At 59.4% G+C, this 20030-nt stretch carries 14 protein-coding genes and 1 pseudogene; 6 read left to right on the forward strand and 9 right to left on the reverse strand.

The window, feature by feature from the left end; all coding sequences use genetic code 11:
• Window positions 1-22 precede the first annotated feature (22 nt).
• The 3 genes from ACI77H_RS09850 to ACI77H_RS09860 are packed head-to-tail and all read left to right on the forward strand — an operon-like array spanning window position 23 to window position 2580.
• A complete protein-coding gene (locus ACI77H_RS09850; RefSeq protein ID WP_407011977.1) occupies window positions 23-763 on the forward strand; it encodes a molecular chaperone in 741 nt (246 codons plus the stop codon).
• 5 nt (window positions 764-768) lie between these two features.
• Entirely contained in the window at window positions 769-1266 is a 498-nt protein-coding gene (locus ACI77H_RS09855) for a CS1 type fimbrial major subunit (protein ID WP_407011733.1), read from the forward strand.
• Between the two features lie 48 nt (window positions 1267-1314).
• Entirely contained in the window at window positions 1315-2580 is a 1266-nt protein-coding gene (locus ACI77H_RS09860) for a hypothetical protein (RefSeq protein WP_407011734.1), read from the forward strand.
• 199 nt (window positions 2581-2779) lie between these two features.
• Here ACI77H_RS09860 and ACI77H_RS09865 read toward each other — a convergent pair.
• Window positions 2780-3364 (reverse strand): annotated as a pseudogene (locus tag ACI77H_RS09865) (NEL-type E3 ubiquitin ligase domain-containing protein); the annotation flags it as partial.
• Between the two features lie 154 nt (window positions 3365-3518).
• A complete protein-coding gene (locus ACI77H_RS09870; RefSeq protein ID WP_407011735.1) occupies window positions 3519-6635 on the reverse strand; it encodes a transglycosylase domain-containing protein in 3117 nt (1038 codons plus the stop codon).
• Between the two features lie 763 nt (window positions 6636-7398).
• On the opposite strand from ACI77H_RS09870, the gene ACI77H_RS09875 reads away from it, so the two are divergent.
• Window positions 7399-8820, forward strand: a complete 1422-nt coding sequence (locus tag ACI77H_RS09875) for an amino acid permease (protein WP_407011736.1) — start codon at window positions 7399-7401, stop codon at window positions 8818-8820.
• A 121-nt stretch (window positions 8821-8941) separates the two neighbouring features.
• On the opposite strand, the gene ACI77H_RS09880 is transcribed toward ACI77H_RS09875, so the two are convergent.
• The 4 genes from ACI77H_RS09880 to ACI77H_RS09895 form a co-directional block, all read right to left on the reverse strand.
• Window positions 8942-10066, reverse strand: a complete 1125-nt coding sequence (locus ACI77H_RS09880; RefSeq protein WP_407011737.1) for an OpgC family protein — start codon at window positions 10064-10066, stop codon at window positions 8942-8944.
• 218 nt (window positions 10067-10284) lie between these two features.
• Window positions 10285-10569 carry a putative quinol monooxygenase gene (locus ACI77H_RS09885; protein WP_407011738.1) on the reverse strand — a complete coding sequence of 95 codons (285 nt, stop codon included), beginning with the start codon at window positions 10567-10569 and terminating at the stop codon, window positions 10285-10287.
• Window positions 10570-10626: 57 nt separating this feature from the next.
• Window positions 10627-12246, reverse strand: a complete 1620-nt coding sequence (locus ACI77H_RS09890; RefSeq protein WP_407011739.1) for an FMN-binding glutamate synthase family protein — start codon at window positions 12244-12246, stop codon at window positions 10627-10629.
• Window positions 12247-12422: 176 nt separating this feature from the next.
• Window positions 12423-13223, reverse strand: a complete 801-nt coding sequence (locus ACI77H_RS09895; protein ID WP_407011740.1) for a response regulator transcription factor — start codon at window positions 13221-13223, stop codon at window positions 12423-12425.
• Window positions 13224-13349: 126 nt separating this feature from the next.
• Between ACI77H_RS09895 and ACI77H_RS09900 the strand changes: the two genes are divergently transcribed.
• A complete protein-coding gene (locus ACI77H_RS09900; protein ID WP_407011741.1) occupies window positions 13350-14171 on the forward strand; it encodes a carbon-nitrogen hydrolase family protein in 822 nt (273 codons plus the stop codon).
• A gap of 225 nt (window positions 14172-14396) precedes the next feature.
• On the forward strand, window positions 14397-15722 hold the full coding sequence (locus tag ACI77H_RS09905) for an APC family permease (protein WP_407011742.1): 1326 nt from the start codon (window positions 14397-14399) through the stop codon (window positions 15720-15722).
• Window positions 15723-15845: 123 nt separating this feature from the next.
• On the opposite strand, the gene ACI77H_RS09910 is transcribed toward ACI77H_RS09905, so the two are convergent.
• Genes ACI77H_RS09910 through ACI77H_RS09920 form a run of 3 tightly spaced genes read right to left on the reverse strand, consistent with a single transcriptional unit; the run spans window position 15846 to window position 20016 of the window.
• Window positions 15846-17252 (reverse strand): ATP-binding protein, encoded by a 1407-nt coding sequence (locus ACI77H_RS09910; protein ID WP_407011743.1) that lies wholly within the window; start codon window positions 17250-17252, stop codon window positions 15846-15848.
• Window positions 17249-19060 (reverse strand): DAHL domain-containing protein, encoded by a 1812-nt coding sequence (locus ACI77H_RS09915; protein ID WP_407011744.1) that lies wholly within the window; start codon window positions 19058-19060, stop codon window positions 17249-17251. Before ACI77H_RS09915 ends, ACI77H_RS09910 begins: the two co-directional genes overlap by 4 nt.
• Window positions 19057-20016, reverse strand: coding sequence for a cytochrome-c peroxidase (locus ACI77H_RS09920; RefSeq protein ID WP_407011745.1), 960 nt, complete (start codon window positions 20014-20016; stop codon window positions 19057-19059). Before ACI77H_RS09920 ends, ACI77H_RS09915 begins: the two co-directional genes overlap by 4 nt.
• Between the last annotated feature and the right edge of the window lie 14 nt (window positions 20017-20030).

Consider the following 20030-nt stretch of genomic DNA (forward strand, 5'->3'; position numbering starts at 1 on the left):
TTTAATGAATGAGGTTTTAATGATGAAGCGTCTGTTGGCACTGTTTGGGTTTTATCTGTTTTCTCACGCGGTTCATGCGGGTCCAAGTATCAATGTGGGGGTGGTCTACGACTACCTGGATGGCGATAAAAGCACCTACCTGAAACGGGTGTTCAACGGTGGCGACAGCACCGCCTTCGTCAAGGTCAATATTCTCGAGATCGTCTATGACGCCGACGGCAAGTCGCAGGAAGTGCCGCTCAAATCCAGTGCCGACGGGAGCACCCGGGACGGCTTGATGGCCAGCCCGGCGCGGCTGATCGTGCCCGCCAGTGGTATGCAGGGCACGCGACTGTTGTACATGGGCGAACGGGATCGCGAGCGCTATTTCCGCGTGCGTTTTGTGCCGGTGGTGCCCGAGAAGGAAGACGAGTTCGCGGTTTCCGTTGAAGAGCGCGAGGAATACAAGAAAACCCTGTCCGCCGGGGTCACGGTACTGGCGGGGTATGGCACGGTGTTTTTTGTTCGTCCCAAAGACACGCGTTTCGCCAGCGTGATCGAGAACGACGCGAGCCATTACCGTATCCGCAACAACGGCAACACCGTGGTGGTGATCGATGAGTTCAAGGACTGCTCGGTCAAGAACGACCAGGACTGCATGCCCACCACCAAGCATCACATTCTGGCGGGCCGCACTTTCGAGTTCGAGAAACAGGCCGGTCGCGACTACCGCTTCACCCTGGTTGAAGGCGAGAGCAGCAAGAAACTCGACGTGAAAGGCTGATGATCATGTTCAGAAAACTGACGGTGTTGCTGCTGCCTGCGCTGGTGCTGTGGGCCAGTTCGGCATTTGCCGCCCGCGAGGTGCATCACTTCGAGGTGTTCGTGACGATCCCGAGCCAGGCGTTCTACGTCATTCCCGCCGACCCCGGCTGGATTCACCGCGAGCAGCAATTGCCGTGGAATCTGGTGACCTCGACCCTGGGCAGCTTGCGCAAGTATTTCGATGTGAAGAATGAAGCCGGCTCCATCGAAGCCCGGCTTGAGGGCAGGCCTTTTCTGTCCAACGGCACGGATGCCCATGACATCGGTTTGCGCGTGCTGTTCAACGGCCATGTGCTGAATGAACTGGACAGTAGCGAAGTGGTGTCAATGAGCGATGCCGCGCCGGGTAAACGGGTGTTGCTGGAGATCGTGCCAATGCCGCCTGACGATGGGGTTTACAAACCGGGCAGCTATTTCGGCAGCGTCAATTTGATTTTCAATGCAGTGCTGCCGGGTGCGTGATGCGATGAAAGACTGGCTGTCGACCTGACTCGTTTCAGAGGAAAAAACATGAATCATTCAGTGGGCCCGGGGCGACAGGTACGTTGCTGTGTCGGGATCGGGATTTTATCGTTGCTCACCTGTTCTTCAGCCTGGTCGGAAGAAGTCTCGATCCTGGCGTCGTTCAGACCGGATTCTGCAAACCCTGAGCAGAACACATTCAGGAATGACACACCTTCCAGTGGTTATTGCGCGAGTTATCCCCTCGAGTGCCATGCCAGCGAGACGTTCAGCCTGCGCGTGCCGATACAGTTCAACTCCAATGCGCCGATCGAGGCGAATCATCCGTCGTCGCGCCAGGGTGCTACGTTCAAAGTCCCTGCTCAGTGGCGCGAGTTTTCCGTGGTGCATGAAGCGACGGGCGAACCCGAGACGGTCAAGGTTCGAATTGCAGGTCTGGGCTCCCAGTATGTGACGGAGGACGTTGTCAGGCTTGTCGGTGGAGGGAGCGACTATCGACAAGCCCACAATCAACTGTGGGGCAACAGTTGGGTGAATGCGCCCGCTCCCTGTCGTTATAGTGGCGTAGGGGCTTACGGGTCGACTTACTATGCCTTTTTCTGGAAAACACCCGCCGAGGCCAGCTGCGATAAGCAGGCCAGGTTCAGCGTGCCCTGGCTGCGTTACAACTATCTGGACTTCGCCTATGAACTGATCACACCGAACCCGTTGGGTATGTCTACGGGCCGTTATTCGGGAAGCCTGACCTACAGCGTCGGACCGAACGGTGATTTCGACATGGGTGACGTTATGCTGCCAAGCGATTCGACACTGAAGCTGAATTTCACTCTGGAAGTGCAGCACACGCTCAAGGTGGAAATTCCACCCGGCGGCAATCGCGTTGAGCTGGTCCCGCAGGGCGGCTGGCAAGCGTGGCTGACGCAGGGGCGCAAGCCGGTACGGCTGTTCCGCGATCAGACGTTCAATGTGTCTTCGTCGAGTCGTTTCAAGATGAGCCTCGACTGCCAGTACACCCTGGATGGCAACCGCTGTTCGGTGCGCGATCCGGTTTCCAGTCATTTCGTACCGCTCGACGTCAGCGTGACCCTGCCCAATGGCCTGGTGGATGCCACAGCGCAACCGGTCAACCGCCGACCGTTGCGGCGCGACGGCATTGGCACCGAACTGTTCCAGCCACGCTTTTATGTCGATCGCAAACCGGGAACATTGCACTTCGAGATTGCCCGGGAGGAGGTCGGCGAAATGCTCAAACCCGGTGTCGCCCGATCCTACTCCGGCCTTGTCACGGTCATCTGGGATTCGGAAGTGGGTTAAGGGTTGAACCCTGATGCATCACCCGATGCATCAGGGTTTTGTGGTTATTGCCGTGCGTCTTTTTGCAGCGCTGCACGGGTCAGCTTTCTGCTCAGCTCTTTTTCTTCGTAGCCCATATCGTGAAGCAATCCGCCGTAGACCTCATCGGTCATGTCTTGATCCGTCAGCACCACACTCTCATCAATAACCGGGTTTCGGCGCTCACGCTTGCCAAACGGCGAAACAGCATCGACTCCGCTTGCCAGGGCAAACCGAGGCGCTGGGCCAGGCCGGTTTCGTTGGCGAGGTACACCTCCACTTCATCGGGATTGCCCGGCCGGCTGCCGAAATCGGCCCGGGCAATGTCATCCACGCGCGCGAGGCGAGCGGCACCTTTGGCCAGGTTCAGCAGTTTGCTTTCAAGCACGGCGTTGGACGTCGACAAGGCATGGGCTTCGGACGCGACATCGACGTCGACACCGAACTGTTTGAGCAACGCGTCGGTCAGCAACGGTTCGACGAACGCGTAAACGCCTTGCACCTTTTCCATGACCTGGTCGAGTGTGTTTTGAGCGGACCAGAGTTCAAGATTGGCTGCTTGTAATGGCGCGTGATCGAAATCCCTGGCGCTCTGTATCCATTGCCCTGAAGCCGTTTGTGTGAGGCTCAGTTCATGAATCCGTCGCAGTGAAGCGCCTTTGAAGGTGGGGTGGATGCGGTTCTGGATGAACGCGTAGTGGCGACCTTTGTTGTCGTCGTCCCCGGATGTCGGTAGCGCTGATATACGTCCGTGTAAGTCAGTCATGCTTTTAATAAACCTTGAGCATTAAGTGGAGTGACCAGCCTAACGCCCGAGGCTCAAAGTAAAAGTTTGAATTACCGCTGCTTGATCCGCGTTCCTCTGTGTAAAGGCATTGGAATTATCAATGCCGAAAATAATTAATTACCGCCATCGTTTATCAGCGTCGCGCCACCTCCACGGGCAGGCATTGGGTATGCGTGCCCGGTTGCAGATACGGCGTGAGAATCGGTGCCATGCCCTTGAGTACTTGCACCGGTAAGGCCGAGGTGAATTTGAAGGCTTCGGCGGTGCTCCCTGGGACGAATGCGGTCAACGTACCGAAGTGGCTGTCGCCGACATAGAACACAAAGGTCGCCGTGCGGTTGATCGACTTCGAACTCAGAATCCGCCCGCCGGAACCAATGGCTTCGATGCGGTTGTCGCCGGTCCCAGTCTTGCCGCCCATGGCCAGCGGCTTGCCATCGGGGGTGACGAACGTGCCGGAAACACGTTTGGCCGTACCGGCGTCCACCACGTGCGACAAGGCTTCGCGCATGGCCGCGGCCACTTCGGACGGCATCACCCGTTTGCCGACATCCGGGTCGTTGATCAGCTTGGTTTCGTAGGGCGTATTCGCCGCGAAGTGCAGGCTGTCGATGCGCAGCGTCGGCATGCGCACGCCGTCGTTGAGGATGGTGCCGATCAGTTCCGCCAACGCTGCCGGGCGGTCGCCGGAACTGCCGATGGCGGTGGCCAGCGAGGGCACCAGGTGATCGAACGGATAGCCGACTTTCTGCCAGCGCGCGTGAATGTCGAGGAACGCTTCGATCTCCAGCATGGTGCGGATGCGGCCATCGCGGGCACCCTTGTGTTTGCTTTTGAATAGCCAGCTGTAGACTTCCTGGCGTTCAAACTGGCTGGCCTTGACGATATCGCTCCACTTGGCGTCGGGATGATTCAACAAATAACCGATCAGCCACAGATCCAGCGGGTGGACCTTGGCGATGAAGCCCTGGTCCGGCAAGTCGTAGAGCCCGGGGCTGTAGTTTTCGTAAAGCCGTTGCAGACGTTCGTCCGTGAGTTTTTCGGTGAGCTTGGCGCCGGCGAGGTGCGAGCGCACGAAGGTGTTGAAGCTCTCCTGACTGGCTTGCGGCAACAGATAGCGATGCACCGCGGCCATGCGAATCGGCGTCGGGCGCATGCTGTCGAGGAAGGTTTCGAGCCGTGCCTGGGTGTCCTTGTTTTTGTATCTCTTCCAGAACTTCAGCAGGAACGAAGTGCCTTCGCGGTCGGCGAACTCGGCGAGGTATTCCTGACGCCGCGGGTCGCGGTCGTCCCCGAGCAGGGCGGCGCTGTTGTTCGGGCCGGAGTAGGTGGTGTAGCGCACCAGGTCACGCATCAGCCGAATGAACGGCAGGTTGATCGATTCGCGCAGGGCATCGCGCAAGGTCGGTATGCGACCGTTGTCTTCCTTGCGGAAGTTGACGAAGGTATGCAGCCCGCCGCCGGTGAAAAAGGCTTCGCCGGGGCTGGCCGAATATTTGCGGTCCAGTGCGGCGCTGAGCATGGCCGCCAGGTTGCGGTCCTTGTTCTGGATCAGGTACTCGACGGCCCATTGGCTCAGGCGATCCTGATCCGGGACGTCGACTTTCTTCAGTTCCGGGACGGTCATTTCGGCGTACTTGTCGTGCAGCTCGGCGATGATTTGCAGATAAGTCGTCAGCACCCGCATTTTCGCGGTCGAGCCCAATTCCAGTTTGCTGCCTTCGTTGATGTCGAATGGCTGATCGGTGCTGTCGGTCTGCACGCGCACCCGCGAACCGTCCGGGGTCAGTTCGAACAGGGTGAAGCTGTAGCGCACTTGCGTGGTGCTGGTGGGCGTGAGCAGGCGTTCGCCCATCAAACCGATCTGCGTGGCAAACGCCGGGTCGGCCAAATGCTTGAGGTACTCGGTGACCTGGGTTTGCAAATCGCCTTGCAGGGTGCTGGTGGCCGAGAGATCGAGGCGGTCGAGGTCGTACAGCGGACGATTGAGCAACCCGCCCAGGCGACTGCGCGCCACGCTGATGCCTTTGTTGGTTTCGATCGGTTGAATGGTCGGCTGGGTCTGCCAGTCGCGATACACCACTTTGCTGGCCAAGGCGGCGGCAGCGAACGGCGCGTCGATCACAAAGTTTTGCGCCAGCAGGCGAATGTGGCTGTCGGTGAGTTCGGCCAGTTCGTCGTGGCCCTTGGACAGGTAGTGGGAAGGGCGGCGCTGGGCAATCATCAACGACAGCATCTCTCGCAGGGCCAGGCCTTTTTCCGCCATGGCCTTTGGATCCGTGTCGGTACTGAGCAACCGTTCGTTGGCCTGGTTGAAATCGGCGCCGTACCAGACGCGCAAACCTTCGGCCATGCCGTGCACTTCGCCGTGGCCGGGCACGGCGGACAGCGGCACGCTGTTGAGGTAATCCCGCACCACGTTCTGCCGAGCTACAAGCGTTTCCGGCCCGGCCTGATAGGCGCGCACGCTGGCGGAAATCATCTGGCGGATTTTTTCCCCGCCGGATACGGTCAAGCCGTCGGGCGAATGCCGGTACTTCTCCAGCTGCGTCGCGAGGGTACTGCCGCCTGCCGATTGGCCAGGCATGTGCAGCAACTTGGCGACCTGCGACCACGCGGCCATGCCGAACCGTGGCCAATCCACGGCGGGGTTGGCCCGGGGCTGACGAGGGTCGAGCAGGAAGCGGTTTTCGATGAACAGCAAACTGCTGACCACCACCGGCGGGATCGCGTCAAAGCTCGAATAGAGTTGCTGTGGGTATTTGTACTGATACAGCGGTGCCGCGCGGCAATCGGTGATCGACAATCCGGCCTGGATCTTCTCCGCATAGGGCACGAAAAAGCCTTTGTCGGTGTAGTCCATCAACGGTTGGGAAAAGCGGGTTTGTGCCGCAACGACGTAGTCGCGCTTGATCAGGCGCGGCAGGAATTCACCCAGAGCGCTGTAGCCCAGACGCAAGTCAAAAGGCCCGGCCCCTGGATAGCGAATGGCATCGCTCGGGCCGGGCTTCAGTTCGTAGTTCAGGGTCGCGGCATATTTGCTGACTTCCCGGGATTGAAACTTCGAGGTACGCATTTCCCTGGCAGCGGCCAACCCCAGAACGATCAGGATAATCAACACCAATAACCAAAACGCCTTCCACCCGTGTTTGGTGCGACTACGACGGGGTTTTTCGGGTATAGGCGCTTCATCCACACGTTCAGTCGGAACCACAGTTTTACTCGTATCGGTTTGCCATAACGCGCCCATAGTCGACTGATCCATTCACGCAGATTGATCTGACTTGTCTGAAGCTTAGACGGTGGATGGTGCCGGTGAAAAAATTGTGAACACCCGGATATCGAATATTCACCGTCGCGAGTGATGAGCGACGGTTCTTTTTTGCCGGCGCTGGTTTGCCGGCGATGGCGATTTCACGGACGCCATCGCTGGCAAGCCAGCTCCTACAGGGTTGAAGTGACCCCGATGTTTTTGCCCCCCCCGATCCGTAGGAACCGGCTTGCCGGCGATGGCGATTTCATGGGCGCCATCGCTGGCAAGCCAGCTCCCACAGGGTTGAAGTGACCCCGATGTTTTTGCCCCCCCCGAGCCGTAGGAGCCGGCTTGCCGGCGATGGCGATTTCATGGACGCCTTCGCTGGCAAGTCAACTCCCGCAGGATGGCTGTAATAGAGCCATCGCTACGTAAATGCTGCCTAGGTAGGGGCATGACGATGCACCAATGCTGTGCAATACTTCGCGCCGTTTTAACGGTGGAAATTACTGAAAAAGTCAGGTAATGCACCTCCGTAAATCGCGCTATAGCCGAGATTTCTCGCTGAATGTTGTGGTTTATAGAGTGAAAACTCCTGTTGGAAGCTTTTTATACTGCACGCCCCGCTGATCTTGCAGGTTTTGTCCTACAAGACGGTCCTGCCCACGAAGCAGGTCCGGTTTCAGACAAGCAATGGCTTATCGGTCAGCGCTTCGACACTCGGTGGCCATATCCAATAACAAGACGAGGTTGTACCCCTATGCCAGTCGGCAATCACCTGCCCCACGGCGAGCCCGCTCAGGGCGGCCCGCTTAAACGCGAACTCGGCGAACGGCATATTCGCTTGATGGCGCTCGGTGCCTGTATCGGCGTCGGTCTGTTTCTCGGTTCGGCCAAGGCCATTGAAATGGCTGGCCCGGCCATCATGCTGTCCTACATCATCGGCGGTCTGGCGATCCTGGTGATCATGCGCGCCCTCGGCGAAATGGCCGTGCATAACCCGGTCGCCGGCTCCTTCAGCCGTTACGCGCAAGATTACCTTGGCCCGTTGGCGGGGTTCCTGACGGGCTGGAATTACTGGTTCCTGTGGCTGGTGACCTGCGTCGCGGAAATCACCGCCGTGGCGGTGTACATGGGCGTCTGGTTTCCCGAGGTGCCGCGCTGGATCTGGGCACTCGCGGCGTTGATCAGCATGGGCTCGATCAACCTGATCGCCGTAAAAGCCTTCGGTGAATTCGAGTTCTGGTTCGCCCTGATCAAGATCGTCACCATCATTGCGATGGTGATCGGCGGCGTCGGCGTGATCGCGTTCGGCTTTGGCAACGACGGCGTGGCGTTGGGGATTTCCAATCTCTGGGCTCACGGCGGCTTCATGCCCAACGGCGTGCAAGGCGTGTTGATGTCCCTGCAAATGGTGATGTTCGCCTACCTCGGTGTCGAGATGATCGGCCTGACCGCCGGTGAAGCGAAGAACCCGCAGAAGACCATTCCGAACGCCATCGGCTCGGTGTTCTGGCGGATTCTGCTGTTCTACGTCGGCGCGCTGTTCGTGATCCTGTCGATCTACCCGTGGAATGAAATCGGCACCCAGGGCAGTCCATTCGTGATGACCTTCGAGCGTCTGGGCATCAAGACCGCTGCGGGCATCATCAACTTCGTGGTGATCACCGCCGCACTGTCGTCCTGCAACGGCGGCATCTTCAGCACCGGGCGCATGCTCTACAGCCTGGCGCAGAACGGTCAGGCCCCGGCCGGTTTTGCCAAAACATCGAACAACGGGGTGCCGCGTCGTGCGCTGCTGCTGTCGATTTTCGCCTTGTTGCTGGGCGTGCTGCTGAATTACCTGGTGCCTGAAAAAGTCTTCGTCTGGGTGACCGCGATCGCTACGTTCGGCGCGATCTGGACCTGGGTGATGATCCTGCTGGCCCAGCTCAAATTCCGCCAAGGCCTGAGCGCCAGCGAACGGGCCGGGCTGAAATACAAGATGTGGCTGTACCCGGTCAGCTCGTACCTGGCACTGGCGTTTCTGGTGTTGGTGGTCGGCTTGATGGCGTACTTTCCGGACACTCGTGTGGCACTTTATGTCGGCCCGGCGTTCCTGGTGCTGCTGACCGTGTTGTTCTACGTGTTCAAGCTGCAACCGACCAATGTGTCGCAAGGTGCGGTGCGTTCGGCTTCGTAAGTCGTAACGCTTGAAATGAAAAAGCCCCGGTCAATTGGCCGGGGCTTTTTAATGGCAGATGAGATCTTCTGTGGTGAGGGGATTTAGCGAGTCGTCGCCACAAGGTTTTACACCGTCAATATCAGGCGGCGGCGACCTGTGCCGGCCGGGTCAATCGCTTATTGAAATCCAGCCAAGCCCCGAGCAACGCCATCAACCCCGCACCCACCAGGGCTGTGAATATCTGCATGGCAAACGCATCGTCGGTCATGGCATTGACCATGTCCGCCAGCGGCGCCAACAGCACGCCGAGGCAGAAGATCTCCAGCGAATAACGGCCCATGCGACAGCTTTGCTGCGCCAGCCAGTTTTGCGTCCAGCCGGTATCCGGCAACAGTTTCGCCGTGACGTACGCCAGCGCCAGGAAGTGCAGCAACCGTACCGGCGACAGGTCGGTCTTGCTGATCGGATACAACAGATTGCTCAGCCACGCGGGCATCAGCGCGTCATGAATTTCCGGCCACCGCCACGAGACGGTCAGCACGCCGGTGACCACCACGTACACCGCGGCGCTGACAAACAACGGCCGGCGCAGCAGCGGGCGCGTGTCGGGTAATCGGGGGCGCTGCCCGTGCGTCGCCGCCGCGCCGCCGAGTACGAACAGCAGTTGCCAGACCACGGGGTTGAAGTACCACACGCCATCCTTGATGGCCGCCAGGTTCCAGCCGAACCACGGCGCCAGCAAGTACACGGTCAACGACACGGCCACCACCGCCCACGGTTTGTGCACCAGCAGCGGCAACACCAGCGGCAAACCGGCCAGCAGCACGATGTACAGCGGCAGCGGGTCCATGAGGTTCGGTTTGAAGCGCAGCAGCAGTTCGTCGACCAAGGCTTGCTGCGGGTTGGTGATGAAATGGTGCATGCCCATTTCCTCCACCAGATCCCTCGTTTCCACGTGGCTGTTGGCGAAGAACACGATGCCCATCAGCATCGCCAGCAGGAAAATATGCACCACGTAGAGCACCCAGACACGGCGCAGGATCTTCACGCAGGCAATCAGATAACCATCGCGTCGGAAGATTTTTCCGTAGGCCAGAACGGCTGCGTAACCGGCGAGAAACACGAAAATTTCGGCGGCGTCACTGAAACCGAAATTACGCGGGGTGATTTGCCCGAGGGGGTTGTGAGGTACGTGATCCCAGAAGATGAAGATCAGCGCCAGGCCTCGAAAAAAGTCGATCCGGTGATCGCGTTCAAACGTCATGACAGCGGGCTCGTGAACGGGTGTTGAATAAGGAGTGGCCAGCGCTGCAAAAGGTTGCGCGCCGCACATCGGCGGCGCGCAGGGTGGCGTGATTCGACGGCAATTGCAAAAAACTCGCTATTACTGAATGTCTCAAATGTCCCTGGCTGAATGAATACGCCCGCTGGGCCATAAAAGAGTCGGCCCCGATCCAGGCGCTTCGCGGGTGACGACGGGCGTCAGAACGCATCCATCAGCACAACAATGCAATCCCGGGCCTGGAAACGGTTGATCTGCGGCACCAACCGCCGAAAATGTTCAGACTGGCAATGAGCATCCAGCGCCGCCTGATTCGGCCATTGTTCGATGAAGATAAAGTGGCCGGAGTCTTTTTGATCGATGAACAGGTCGTAAGCGATGCAATCGGGCTCCAGTCGAGTCTTCTCGACCAGTTCGGCATACCAGGGGCGAACGGTTTCAATGTGTTCGGGTTTGATGAAATCCCGAGCGATGACTTTCAGCACGAAGTTCTTCCTTGGTGTAAAGCCAGCCTCCCTATGAGACTGGCGTTCAAACAGTGTTTACGAAGCAGCCAACTCATTGGGCTCAAAACTGTCCGCCCGCGCCATCTGCCACATGCGCGAGTAAAACTCGCCGTTGACCTCGCCGGTGAGCAATTCCCCCGGTTTCAAAAACACATGCAGTTGCGAGAACAGTTTGATCTCGGTCGCCGACATGCGCCGCACCAGGTGCTTGGCCGACAATTGCGACGGATGATCGAGGCCGGCGGCGGCGAGCATTTCCGCCAGGGCCTTGAGGGTGTTGCGGTGGAAGTTGAACACCCGCTGGGCCTTGTCGGGGACGACGAGGGCGCGCTGGCGCAGGGTGTCCTGGGTGGCGACGCCGGTCGGGCATTTGTTGGTGTGGCACGACTGCGACTGGATGCAACCGATGGCGAACATGAAGCCGCGCGCCGAGTTGGCCCAGTCGGCGCCGATGGCCAGCACGCTGGCGATGTCGAAGGCGCTGACGATCTTGCCGCTGGCGCCGAGTTTGATTTTGTCCCGCAGGTTCAGGCCCACCAGCGTGTTGTGCACGAACAGCAGACCCTCGCGCATCGGTACGCCGATGTGGTCGGTGAATTCCACAGGCGCCGCACCCGTGCCGCCTTCCTTGCCATCGACGACGATGAAGTCCGGAAGGACGCCGGTTTCCAGCATGGCCTTGGCGATGCCCATGAATTCCCATGGGTGGCCGAGGCAGAACTTGAAGCCCACCGGTTTACCGCCGGACAGTTCACGCAATTGCTGGATGAAGTGCATCAGTTCGATCGGCGTGGAAAACGCACTGTGCCGCGACGGCGAGATGCAGTCTTCACCCATCAGGATGCCGCGGGTTTCGGCGATTTCCTGGGTGACTTTGTGCTTGGGCAGAATCCCGCCGTGGCCAGGTTTGGCACCTTGGCTCATCTTGATTTCGATCATCCGCACTTGCGGGGTTTGCGCTTGGGCGGCGAAGCGTTCCGGGTCGAAGCGCCCGTCTGCCGTGCGGCAACCGAAGTAGCCGCTGCCGAGTTCCCAGGTCAGGTCGCCGCCGTTTTCCCGGTGGTAGGCGCTGATGCTGCCTTCGCCGGTGTCGTGGGCGAAGTTGCCGAGCTTGGCGCCCTGGTTCAAGGCGCGAATGGCGTTGGCGCTGAGCGAGCCGAAACTCATCGCCGAGATGTTGAACACTGACGCCGAATACGGCTGCGTGCACTGCGGGCCGCCGACGATCACTCGAAAACTGCCCGGGTCACTCAACGGCGCCGGGCGCATGGAGTGGCCGATGAATTCGAAACCCGACTGGTACACGTCGATCAACGTGCCGAAGGGTTTGTCGGCGCTTTCGTTCTTGGCACGCGAGTAGACCAGCGAGCGCTGGGCCCGGGAGAAGGGCAGGGCGTCGCTGTCGGACTCAAGCAGGTATTGGCGGATTTCCGGACGAATGCCCTCCACCAGATAGCGGATGTTGCCGAGGATCGGGTAGTTGCGACGCACGGCGTGCGGGCTTTGCAGCAGGTCGAACAGGCCTACGAGGCTCAGGACGCCGGTGACTGCGGTGATCGGCCAGAGCCAGTCGTGTTCCAGGAACGGCAAACTGGCGAGGGTGAAAATCACGCAAGCGGCAAAGAAGGCGTAGCGGCTCAGGAGTGACAGGCTCATACGGTTTCCTTGGGTTCGGACTCGGTTGTTATCAGGCCAGGATTCACACTAAACCCTGTGGGAGCGGGCTTGCCCGCGATTGCGTCATGTCAGCTAACTGATATTTTTCTGAAAGGTCGCTATCGCGGGCAAGCCCGCTCCCACAGTGGAAAAGCGTCAAGCCCACCACTGGACAGTCAGGCATTCTGCGCCTGGAGAAAAATCGAAAACAGCTCGGACTGGGACTTGATCCCCAGCTTGCTGTACATGTGTTTTTTATGGACTTTCACGGTTTCGACAGAGATTTCCAGCTTACGGGCGATTTCTTTACTGGAGCAACCGCTGAGCATCAAACGCCCGACATCCAGCTCGCGCGCGGTCAGTTGCGCCCCTTTGAGTTGCTGCACCGAAGCTTCCAGCTGCACCCGCCAGTCGCCTTGCACCGGCGCCGGTGCGAGGGCCACGACTTCGTTGATTTCGTAAGGCAGGCGCTGGCGCAACAAGCCCAGTACCCACGGCTGGATCAATGACAGCAACGCGATCTGCTGGCCGCTGAAGCGCTGTTTGCTGCCCAGCGACAGGCACAGCGTACGGTCGCCTTCGAGCTGACAATTGAACTGGATTTCATCGGCCACCACATTCAGACGAAAGTAGCGCTGGTAATACTCGGTCAGCTCGAAATGCTCCGGCGCCACTTCCGACAGGCGATACAGCCCGGTGCGCGATTGCTCGCGGCAGGCAATGTAGAACGGGTCGAGCAAGTACAAACCGCGCAGGTAATCCTGAAACAACTGATCCGGGCTGCCGTCTGCACCCGGGCATTCGGCGAACACTTGCGGGTGCTGATCGGCGCTGAAAAGCAGCGCCACCCAGCTGTCGAAGGTCACGTATTGATCCAGTAACCGGACAAGCTGGGTCCAGAAATTGGGCTTGTCGAGGGCGTCGATCAGTTGCCCGACCGAACGGTGCCAGGCGATGTCGTCTAACGAGAGTGTCATGGGTCTACCCCTATCGGGTTACCCCGGCCGCGTGATTCCCTGGCCGGTTGCTTGCTGCGCATACTGGCGCACAGACAACGACCGGGCAATCTTTCTGCCGCCCGGCCACTCGAACAAGGACTACCCATGAAGGTCGAACTCGCCCAACTGGCGGGCCGTGACAACGACACGGCTTACAACCTCGAACGCGCGCTGGCGGCGATTGCGGCCTGCGCGGCCGATACGCAGCTGATCATGTTTCCCGAAAGCCACTTGATGGGCTTCCCGTCGGCCGAGACCGTGGCAGCCGTCGCCGAACCGCTGGACGGGCCGAGCGTCAGCGCAATCGTCGCCGCTGCCCGCGAGCGCAACATCGCCGTGGTGATCGGTACGGCGGAGAACGACAACGGTCGCTTTTTCAACACCACGCTGCTGATCACCCCTAAAGGCATCGCGCTGAAATATCGCAAGACGCACCTGTGGGCGTCGGACCGCGGCGTGTACGAGCCGGGCGACCGCTACGCCACGTGCCTGTGGAACGGCGTGCGGGTCGGCCTGCTGATCTGCTACGACATCGAATTCCCGGAAACCGCCCGCGCCCTCGCGCAACTGGGCGCCGAACTGCTGATCGTCACCAACGGCAACATGGACCCATACGGCCCGACACACCGCACCGCGATCATGGCCCGCGCCCAGGAAAACCAGGCATTTGCGCTGATGGTTAATCGGGTAGAAGCGGGGGATGGCGGATTGTTGTTCGCCGGCGGCAGCGCGCTGGTGAATCCGCTGGGCACGCTGTTGTTCGAGGCCGGGCGGGAGCAGGGGCAGTTCTCGGTGGCGCTGGATCTGAATCAACTGACGGCGGCGCGGCAGGATTATCGGTATCTGGATGATCAGCGGCTGAAGTTGCCGGGGGAGTTTGTTGAGCATGCTTCTGGATTGCGGGAGTTGCTGATTCCCAAGGGCTGATCCTGATTCTGTGTCGCCCGGGCTGACGCCTTCGCGAGCAAGCCCGCTCCCACATTGGTTTTGTGAACGCCCGAGATCAAATGTGGGAGCGGGCTTGCTCGCGAAGAGGCCCAGACAGGCAGCACACCTGTTTGACCTTTCTCCCAAGAACAACAATCGCAACACCCGTAATTTGCGCCGAACTCGGCTCTGCCATAAATCCAATAAAATTCGGAGTAGTCGCTCATGGCTCGTTTGCAACGCACCCTCTCATTAGGGTCGGTGGTGCTGTTCGGCATCGCCTACATGACGCCGATCATTGTGCTCGGCACGTTCGGCATCCTCGCTCAATCCACCGCTGGCATGGTGCCGGCCGCGTACCTCGCGGCGCTGGTGGCGATGTTTTTCACCGCCATGAGTTACGGCCGAATGGCTTCGGCGTTTCCCGTGGCCGGCTCGGCTTACAGTTATGTGCGCAAGGCCATCAGCCCGAAGCTCGGCTTCATTGCCGGTTGGGCGGTGCTGCTCGATTACCTGTTTCTGCCGATGGCGATCTGGCTGATCGGTGCGGCTTACCTCAACTCCGCATTCCCGGCGGTGCCACAATGGATCTGGGTGCTGGCCTTCATCGGCATCACCAGTGCGATCAACATCGTCGGCCTGAAACTGGCCAACGGCATCAACGCCTTGCTGATGCTGGTGCAGTTTCTGGTGCTGATCGCCTTCGTCGCGCTCTGCGTGCATTACGTCGGCGGCGATGCGAGCACGCCGTTGTGGTCGGTGAAACCGTTCTTCAACGGTGACATGCAGATGCCACTGATCATGAGCGGCGCCGCCATTGCCTGTTACTCATTCCTCGGTTTCGACGCGGTCAGCACCCTGACCGAAGAAACCCGCGACCCGCGCCGCACCATCCCGCGGGCGATCATGTTGATCACGCTGATCGGCGGGCTGATCTTCGTCGGCGTGTCGTACTTCGTGCAGATCGCGCACCCGTCGTTCCAGTTCGACAGTGTCGATTCGGCGGCCTATGAAATTGCCCGCAACATCGGTGGCGACCTGTTCGTGTCGATCTTCCTGATCGGCTTGATCGTCGGTCAATTTGCCTCGGGGCTGTCGGCTCAGGCCAGCGGTTCGCGCCTGCTCTATGCCATGGGCCGGGACGGGGTGCTGCCGAAATCCTTCTTCGGTATGTTGCATGAACGTTTCGGCACGCCGATCAACAGCATCCTGCTGTGCGCAGTGGTGGCGCTGCTGGCGCTGAAACTGGACGTCACCACCTCGACTTCCTTCATCAACTTCGGCGCGTTCCTGGCGTTCAGTCTGGTGAACCTGTCGGTGATCTTTCACTACTGGATCGGCGGCGAGAAGAAAGGCCTGCGTGAATGGGTGTTGTTCCTGATCTTCCCGTTCATCGGCCTGGCGGCGGATTTGTGGCTGATGGTCAGCCTCGATCACCTGGCGATTTACCTGGGGCTGAGCTGGCTGGCGATTGGCGTGGTGTACCTGGCGGTGCTGACCGGCGGATTCCGTCGCCAGCCACCGGAGATGGATTTCCAGGAAGCCACCTGACCTCTGAGCTGATGAGCAACCTGTGGGAGCGGGCTTGCCCGCGATAGCGGTGGATCAGCCAGCATGTCTGTTGGATGTGACTCCGTCATCGCGGGCAAGCCCGCTCCCACAGTTGACAGGTGTTCAGGCCGCTGAGTTTGATTGGTGAATCGGCAATTCGACGCGGAAAGTGCTGCCAACACCGACTTCACTGCGCACCAGAATATTCCCCCGGTGTTTCTTCACGATGCCATAGGACAGGGACAATCCCAGCCCTGTCCCCTGGCCCACCGGTTTGGTGGTGAAGAACGGGTCGAAGATTTTTTGCAGGCTGGCCGGCGGGATGCCGGTGCCGGTGTCGGCGACTTCGATCCACACCGTTTCACCGTCAATCCCCGTGCGCAAAGTGAGGGTGCCGCGTTCCGGGCCGATGGCCTGCGAGGCATTGACGATGAGGTTCATGATCACCTGGTTGATCTGTGAGGGCAGGCATTCGATGTCGGGGAGGTGCTGATAGTCCTTCACCACATCGGCCTTGTACTTCAGTTCATTGGCCACGATGTTCAGCGTCGATTCGATGCCTTGCTGCAGATTCGTCCACTGCCATTCCTGGTTGGAGTCCACCCGCGAGAAGTCCTTCAGGTCTTTGACGATCTGCCCGACGCGGCTGATGCCGTCCTTGGATTCCTTGATCAGCAACGGTATGTCGTCGCGCAGGAATTCCAGTTCGACCCGGTCACGCAACTGCTTCAAACGCTCGACCAGCTCGCGGGAACCGATCGCCTCTTCCGCATCCCGATAAGCGTCGAGCATTTCCTGCAGCTGTTTGAAATAGCCGTCGAGGGTGCCGAGGTTGGAAGAAATGAAACCGATGGGGTTGTTGATTTCATGGGCGACGCCGGCCGCCAGTTGTCCCAGTGACGCGAGTTTTTCCGACTGCACCAATTGCGATTCAAGCTGTTTGCGTTCGTCGATTTCCCGTTGCAATGCCTCACTGGCCTGTTTGAACTGGGTCGTTCTCTGGTCCACCAGATGTTCCAGATGGCTCATCTGCACAAGGGCCCGTTCGGTCATGTCCCATTTGGTCAGCAGGGTGTTGGCCATCTGCCGGACTTCAATGTTGTCGAAGGGCTTTTTCAGAATCAGCAGCCGGTCGTGCGCGTGCAAACGGTCCAGCAGCTCATCCCAGGAATAGTCGGAGTAGGCGGTACACACCACCACTTGCAGGCGCGGGTCTTCCTGCCACAGATGCTCGATGGTTTGTGCGCCGTCCCAGCCTTCGGGCATGCGCATGTCGACGAAGGCCAGCGCGTAGGGCTGGTTTTCCTGCAAGGCTTGCTTGAGTTTGCCCAGGCCCTCTTGCCCGCCATACGCCGAATCCAGATCGAACAGGGCGCGGCTGGATTTCACTTTACTGCCGAACAGCGCAGCCTCCATCTCGTCCAGTTCGAGGGTCTGCACGGGTGTCGGCGTGAGGATCTTGCGGAAGTCCACATGAATGGACGGCGTGTCATCGATCAGCAAAATACGTCGGTTCGACAGCTCGTTCATGCCTCCTCCGTAACGGTTTTCAGCGGGATCTGCAGGGTGAACTGTGCGCCCTTGCCCGGCCCGTCGCTATGGGCGGTGAGGTGACCGTTCATCTCGATGGCCGCCAGTGCGCAACTGTGCAGGCCGAAGCCGTGACCTTCCTTGCGGGTGGTAAACCCGTGGGCAAAGATGCGCGTCATGTTTTCCGGGGCGATGCCTTCGCCGTCATCCTTGACGCTGACTTGCAGCGTGGTGTCGTCGACGATTTTGACCCCGAGGGTCATCTGTCGCGGGCGGTTGCTGAGGTCGGACATCGCGTATTTGGCGTTGCTGATCAGGTTGATCAGGATCAGCAGCAAGCGGTGCTTGTCGCCCATGACCTGCGGCACCTCGCCGTACTCCTTGACCACCTTGACGTGATGACGGGTCAGCGCGCCGGAATTCATGCGCAGCGCGTCCTCCAGCAATTCGCTGATGTGCAGCGGCTCCATCAGGCTGTTGGCGCCCGCGTAGGATTGCTGGGTGGAGACGATGTCTTTGATGTGGTCGACACTTTTGCTCAGTTGGGCAAGTTCGTCGGTCATGCCTTGCTGTTCGAGGGCGATGGCCTCGACCAGTTGGTTGAGGTAGCCGGGCAGCAACTTGCCTTTCTCATCCTGGGTCAGGAAGGTGCCGAGGTCGCCGGGGTGCTCGTTGATCAGTTGCATGGCTTTGCCCAACCCTTGGGCCTTGCTGGCGCGCAGTTTGCGCGAGACCAGATCGGCCGAGATGTTGACGCTGTTGAGCACGTTGCCGACGTTGTGCAGCACGTTGGTGGCAATCTCGGCCATGCCGGCCTGGCGCGCAGTGTCGAGCAGCTCGCTCTGGGTATCCTTGAGTTCGCGGGTACGTTCTTCCACCCGCAGCTCGAGGTCGTCATTGGCGGTTTTCAACGCTTTGTTGACGCGATTGATGATGGTAAAACTGCGCATCAGGTGAATGGCCAGGTACACCAGCAGCAGGACCAGCAATACAGAGAACACCAACATATAGAGGTGATAGCGCTGCTCGACGGCATCGGCCTGTTGCTGGTCGGTGTTCAACAGGCTGGTAATGTCATCCAGACGCTCGGCGACAGGAATCGCTTCGATGTTTTCCAGCAGGCGATTGACCACCGGTTGTTCGCGCAGGATCAGTGAAATGTGCTTGCTCAGAATATCGATCGGGCTGTGAAACTGCTCTGGCAGGCGCAACTTGTTCACCCCGAGTTTGTTCAGCCCGACCAGAATCTCGGCGGCCTTGTCGTCGGAAGTGACTTGGGCGAATTCCAGGCTGCTGAGCAGCAAGTCGTAAGTGTCGGTGGCGATGTTCTGCAGTTGCAGTTTGTCGCCGTCGACCAACCGGGCCAGTTGCTCCTGAATGTCGTCCTCGGCGGTGGGCAGGAACGCCAGTGAATTGCGCAACACTGCGTTGTGGGACTTGAACTGCTCCACCAGCCGGGTCTTTTCCTGGATGGCGGCCAGGTACGCATCATGGCCGGCGCGCCAGGTCGGCGAGTCGTTGCGGCCATGGTTCGACTCCATAGTGTCGAACCGCTCCCACAACTGCGTGATTTCGGTCAGCGGTGTGACCAGCGGATCGTAGTTGTGGTTGGTGGCGATCCTGGCCTTGAGAATCTCGGTTTCCCATTGCGCATTCAGCTGTTTGATCTGGCCGATCAGGTCCCGGGATTCGGCGTAGCTCGAGGTCTGGTTCGAATTCGATTTGATGTACAGGAAGAGCAGCGTCGAGGCCAGTACCAAAGCGACGGCGCCCAGCAGGGCGAGACTGCGGCGGCGGGACATTTTCATAAGGGTTTGCCTCCCCATTCACCGGTCAGGGTCTTGAGGAATTTGATGATCAGGGTTTTGTCCTCGTCGGAAGGAATGCGCCCGAGCTGGAACGTGAACATCACGTCCACCGCCTCTTCCAGCGTGTTCGCCGAACCGTCGTGAAAATACGGCGGGGTCACCGCGACATTGCGCAGGCTCGGTACCTTGAACACATTGCGGTCCTCTTCATCCAGGGTGACCAGATAGCGACCCAGGTCGGTGTCGCTCGGGTTGCCGCGAACCTTGAAGTAATCGCCCATGACGCCGAACTTCTGGAACATGTTGCCGCCGATGTTCACGCCTTGATGGCAGGCGATGCAGCCATAATCCTTGAAGCGTTGGTAACCGTATTTTTCCTCGGTCGTGAGGATGTCGGTGTCCCCCAACAGGTATTGATCAAACCGTGAGTTGCTGCTGAGCAGCGTACGTTCGTACGTGGCCAGGGCGTTTTGCACATTGTTCATGGTCACGCCGTCCGGGTAGGCGTTGCCAAATGCGCTGCGGTAGTCCGTGTCGGCGGACAGTACTTGCACCACGTGTTCCCAGTTGCTGCCCATTTCGCTGGGGCTCTGCACCACTTCATGGACCTGGGATTCCAGGGTGTCGGCGCGCCCGTTCCAGAACTGTCGGAAGTTCAGGGAGGCGTTTAACACACTGGGGGTGTTGATCGTCACTGGCACACCGTTGAAGCCGATGGAAAACGCCCGGGTATCGGCACCCCCTTTGTCCAGATGATGACAACTGGCGCAAGACAGCGAGTTGTTGACCGACAGGCGCGGTTCATTGAACAACTGGCGGCCGAGTTCGACCCGCATCGGGTTTTGCTGTGGCACCGGGGGCAGCGGTTTGAGCGGCTCATCGAGCGGCGCGGCGACGGTGCTCAGGCAGAACCCGAGCAGCGGCACCAGGAGCAGACAGTGAATGGACGGCGACATCTGATAATTCCTTG

It is taken from the genome of Pseudomonas sp. O230 (assembly GCF_045447035.1).
In the GTDB taxonomy this organism is placed as follows: domain Bacteria; phylum Pseudomonadota; class Gammaproteobacteria; order Pseudomonadales; family Pseudomonadaceae; genus Aquipseudomonas.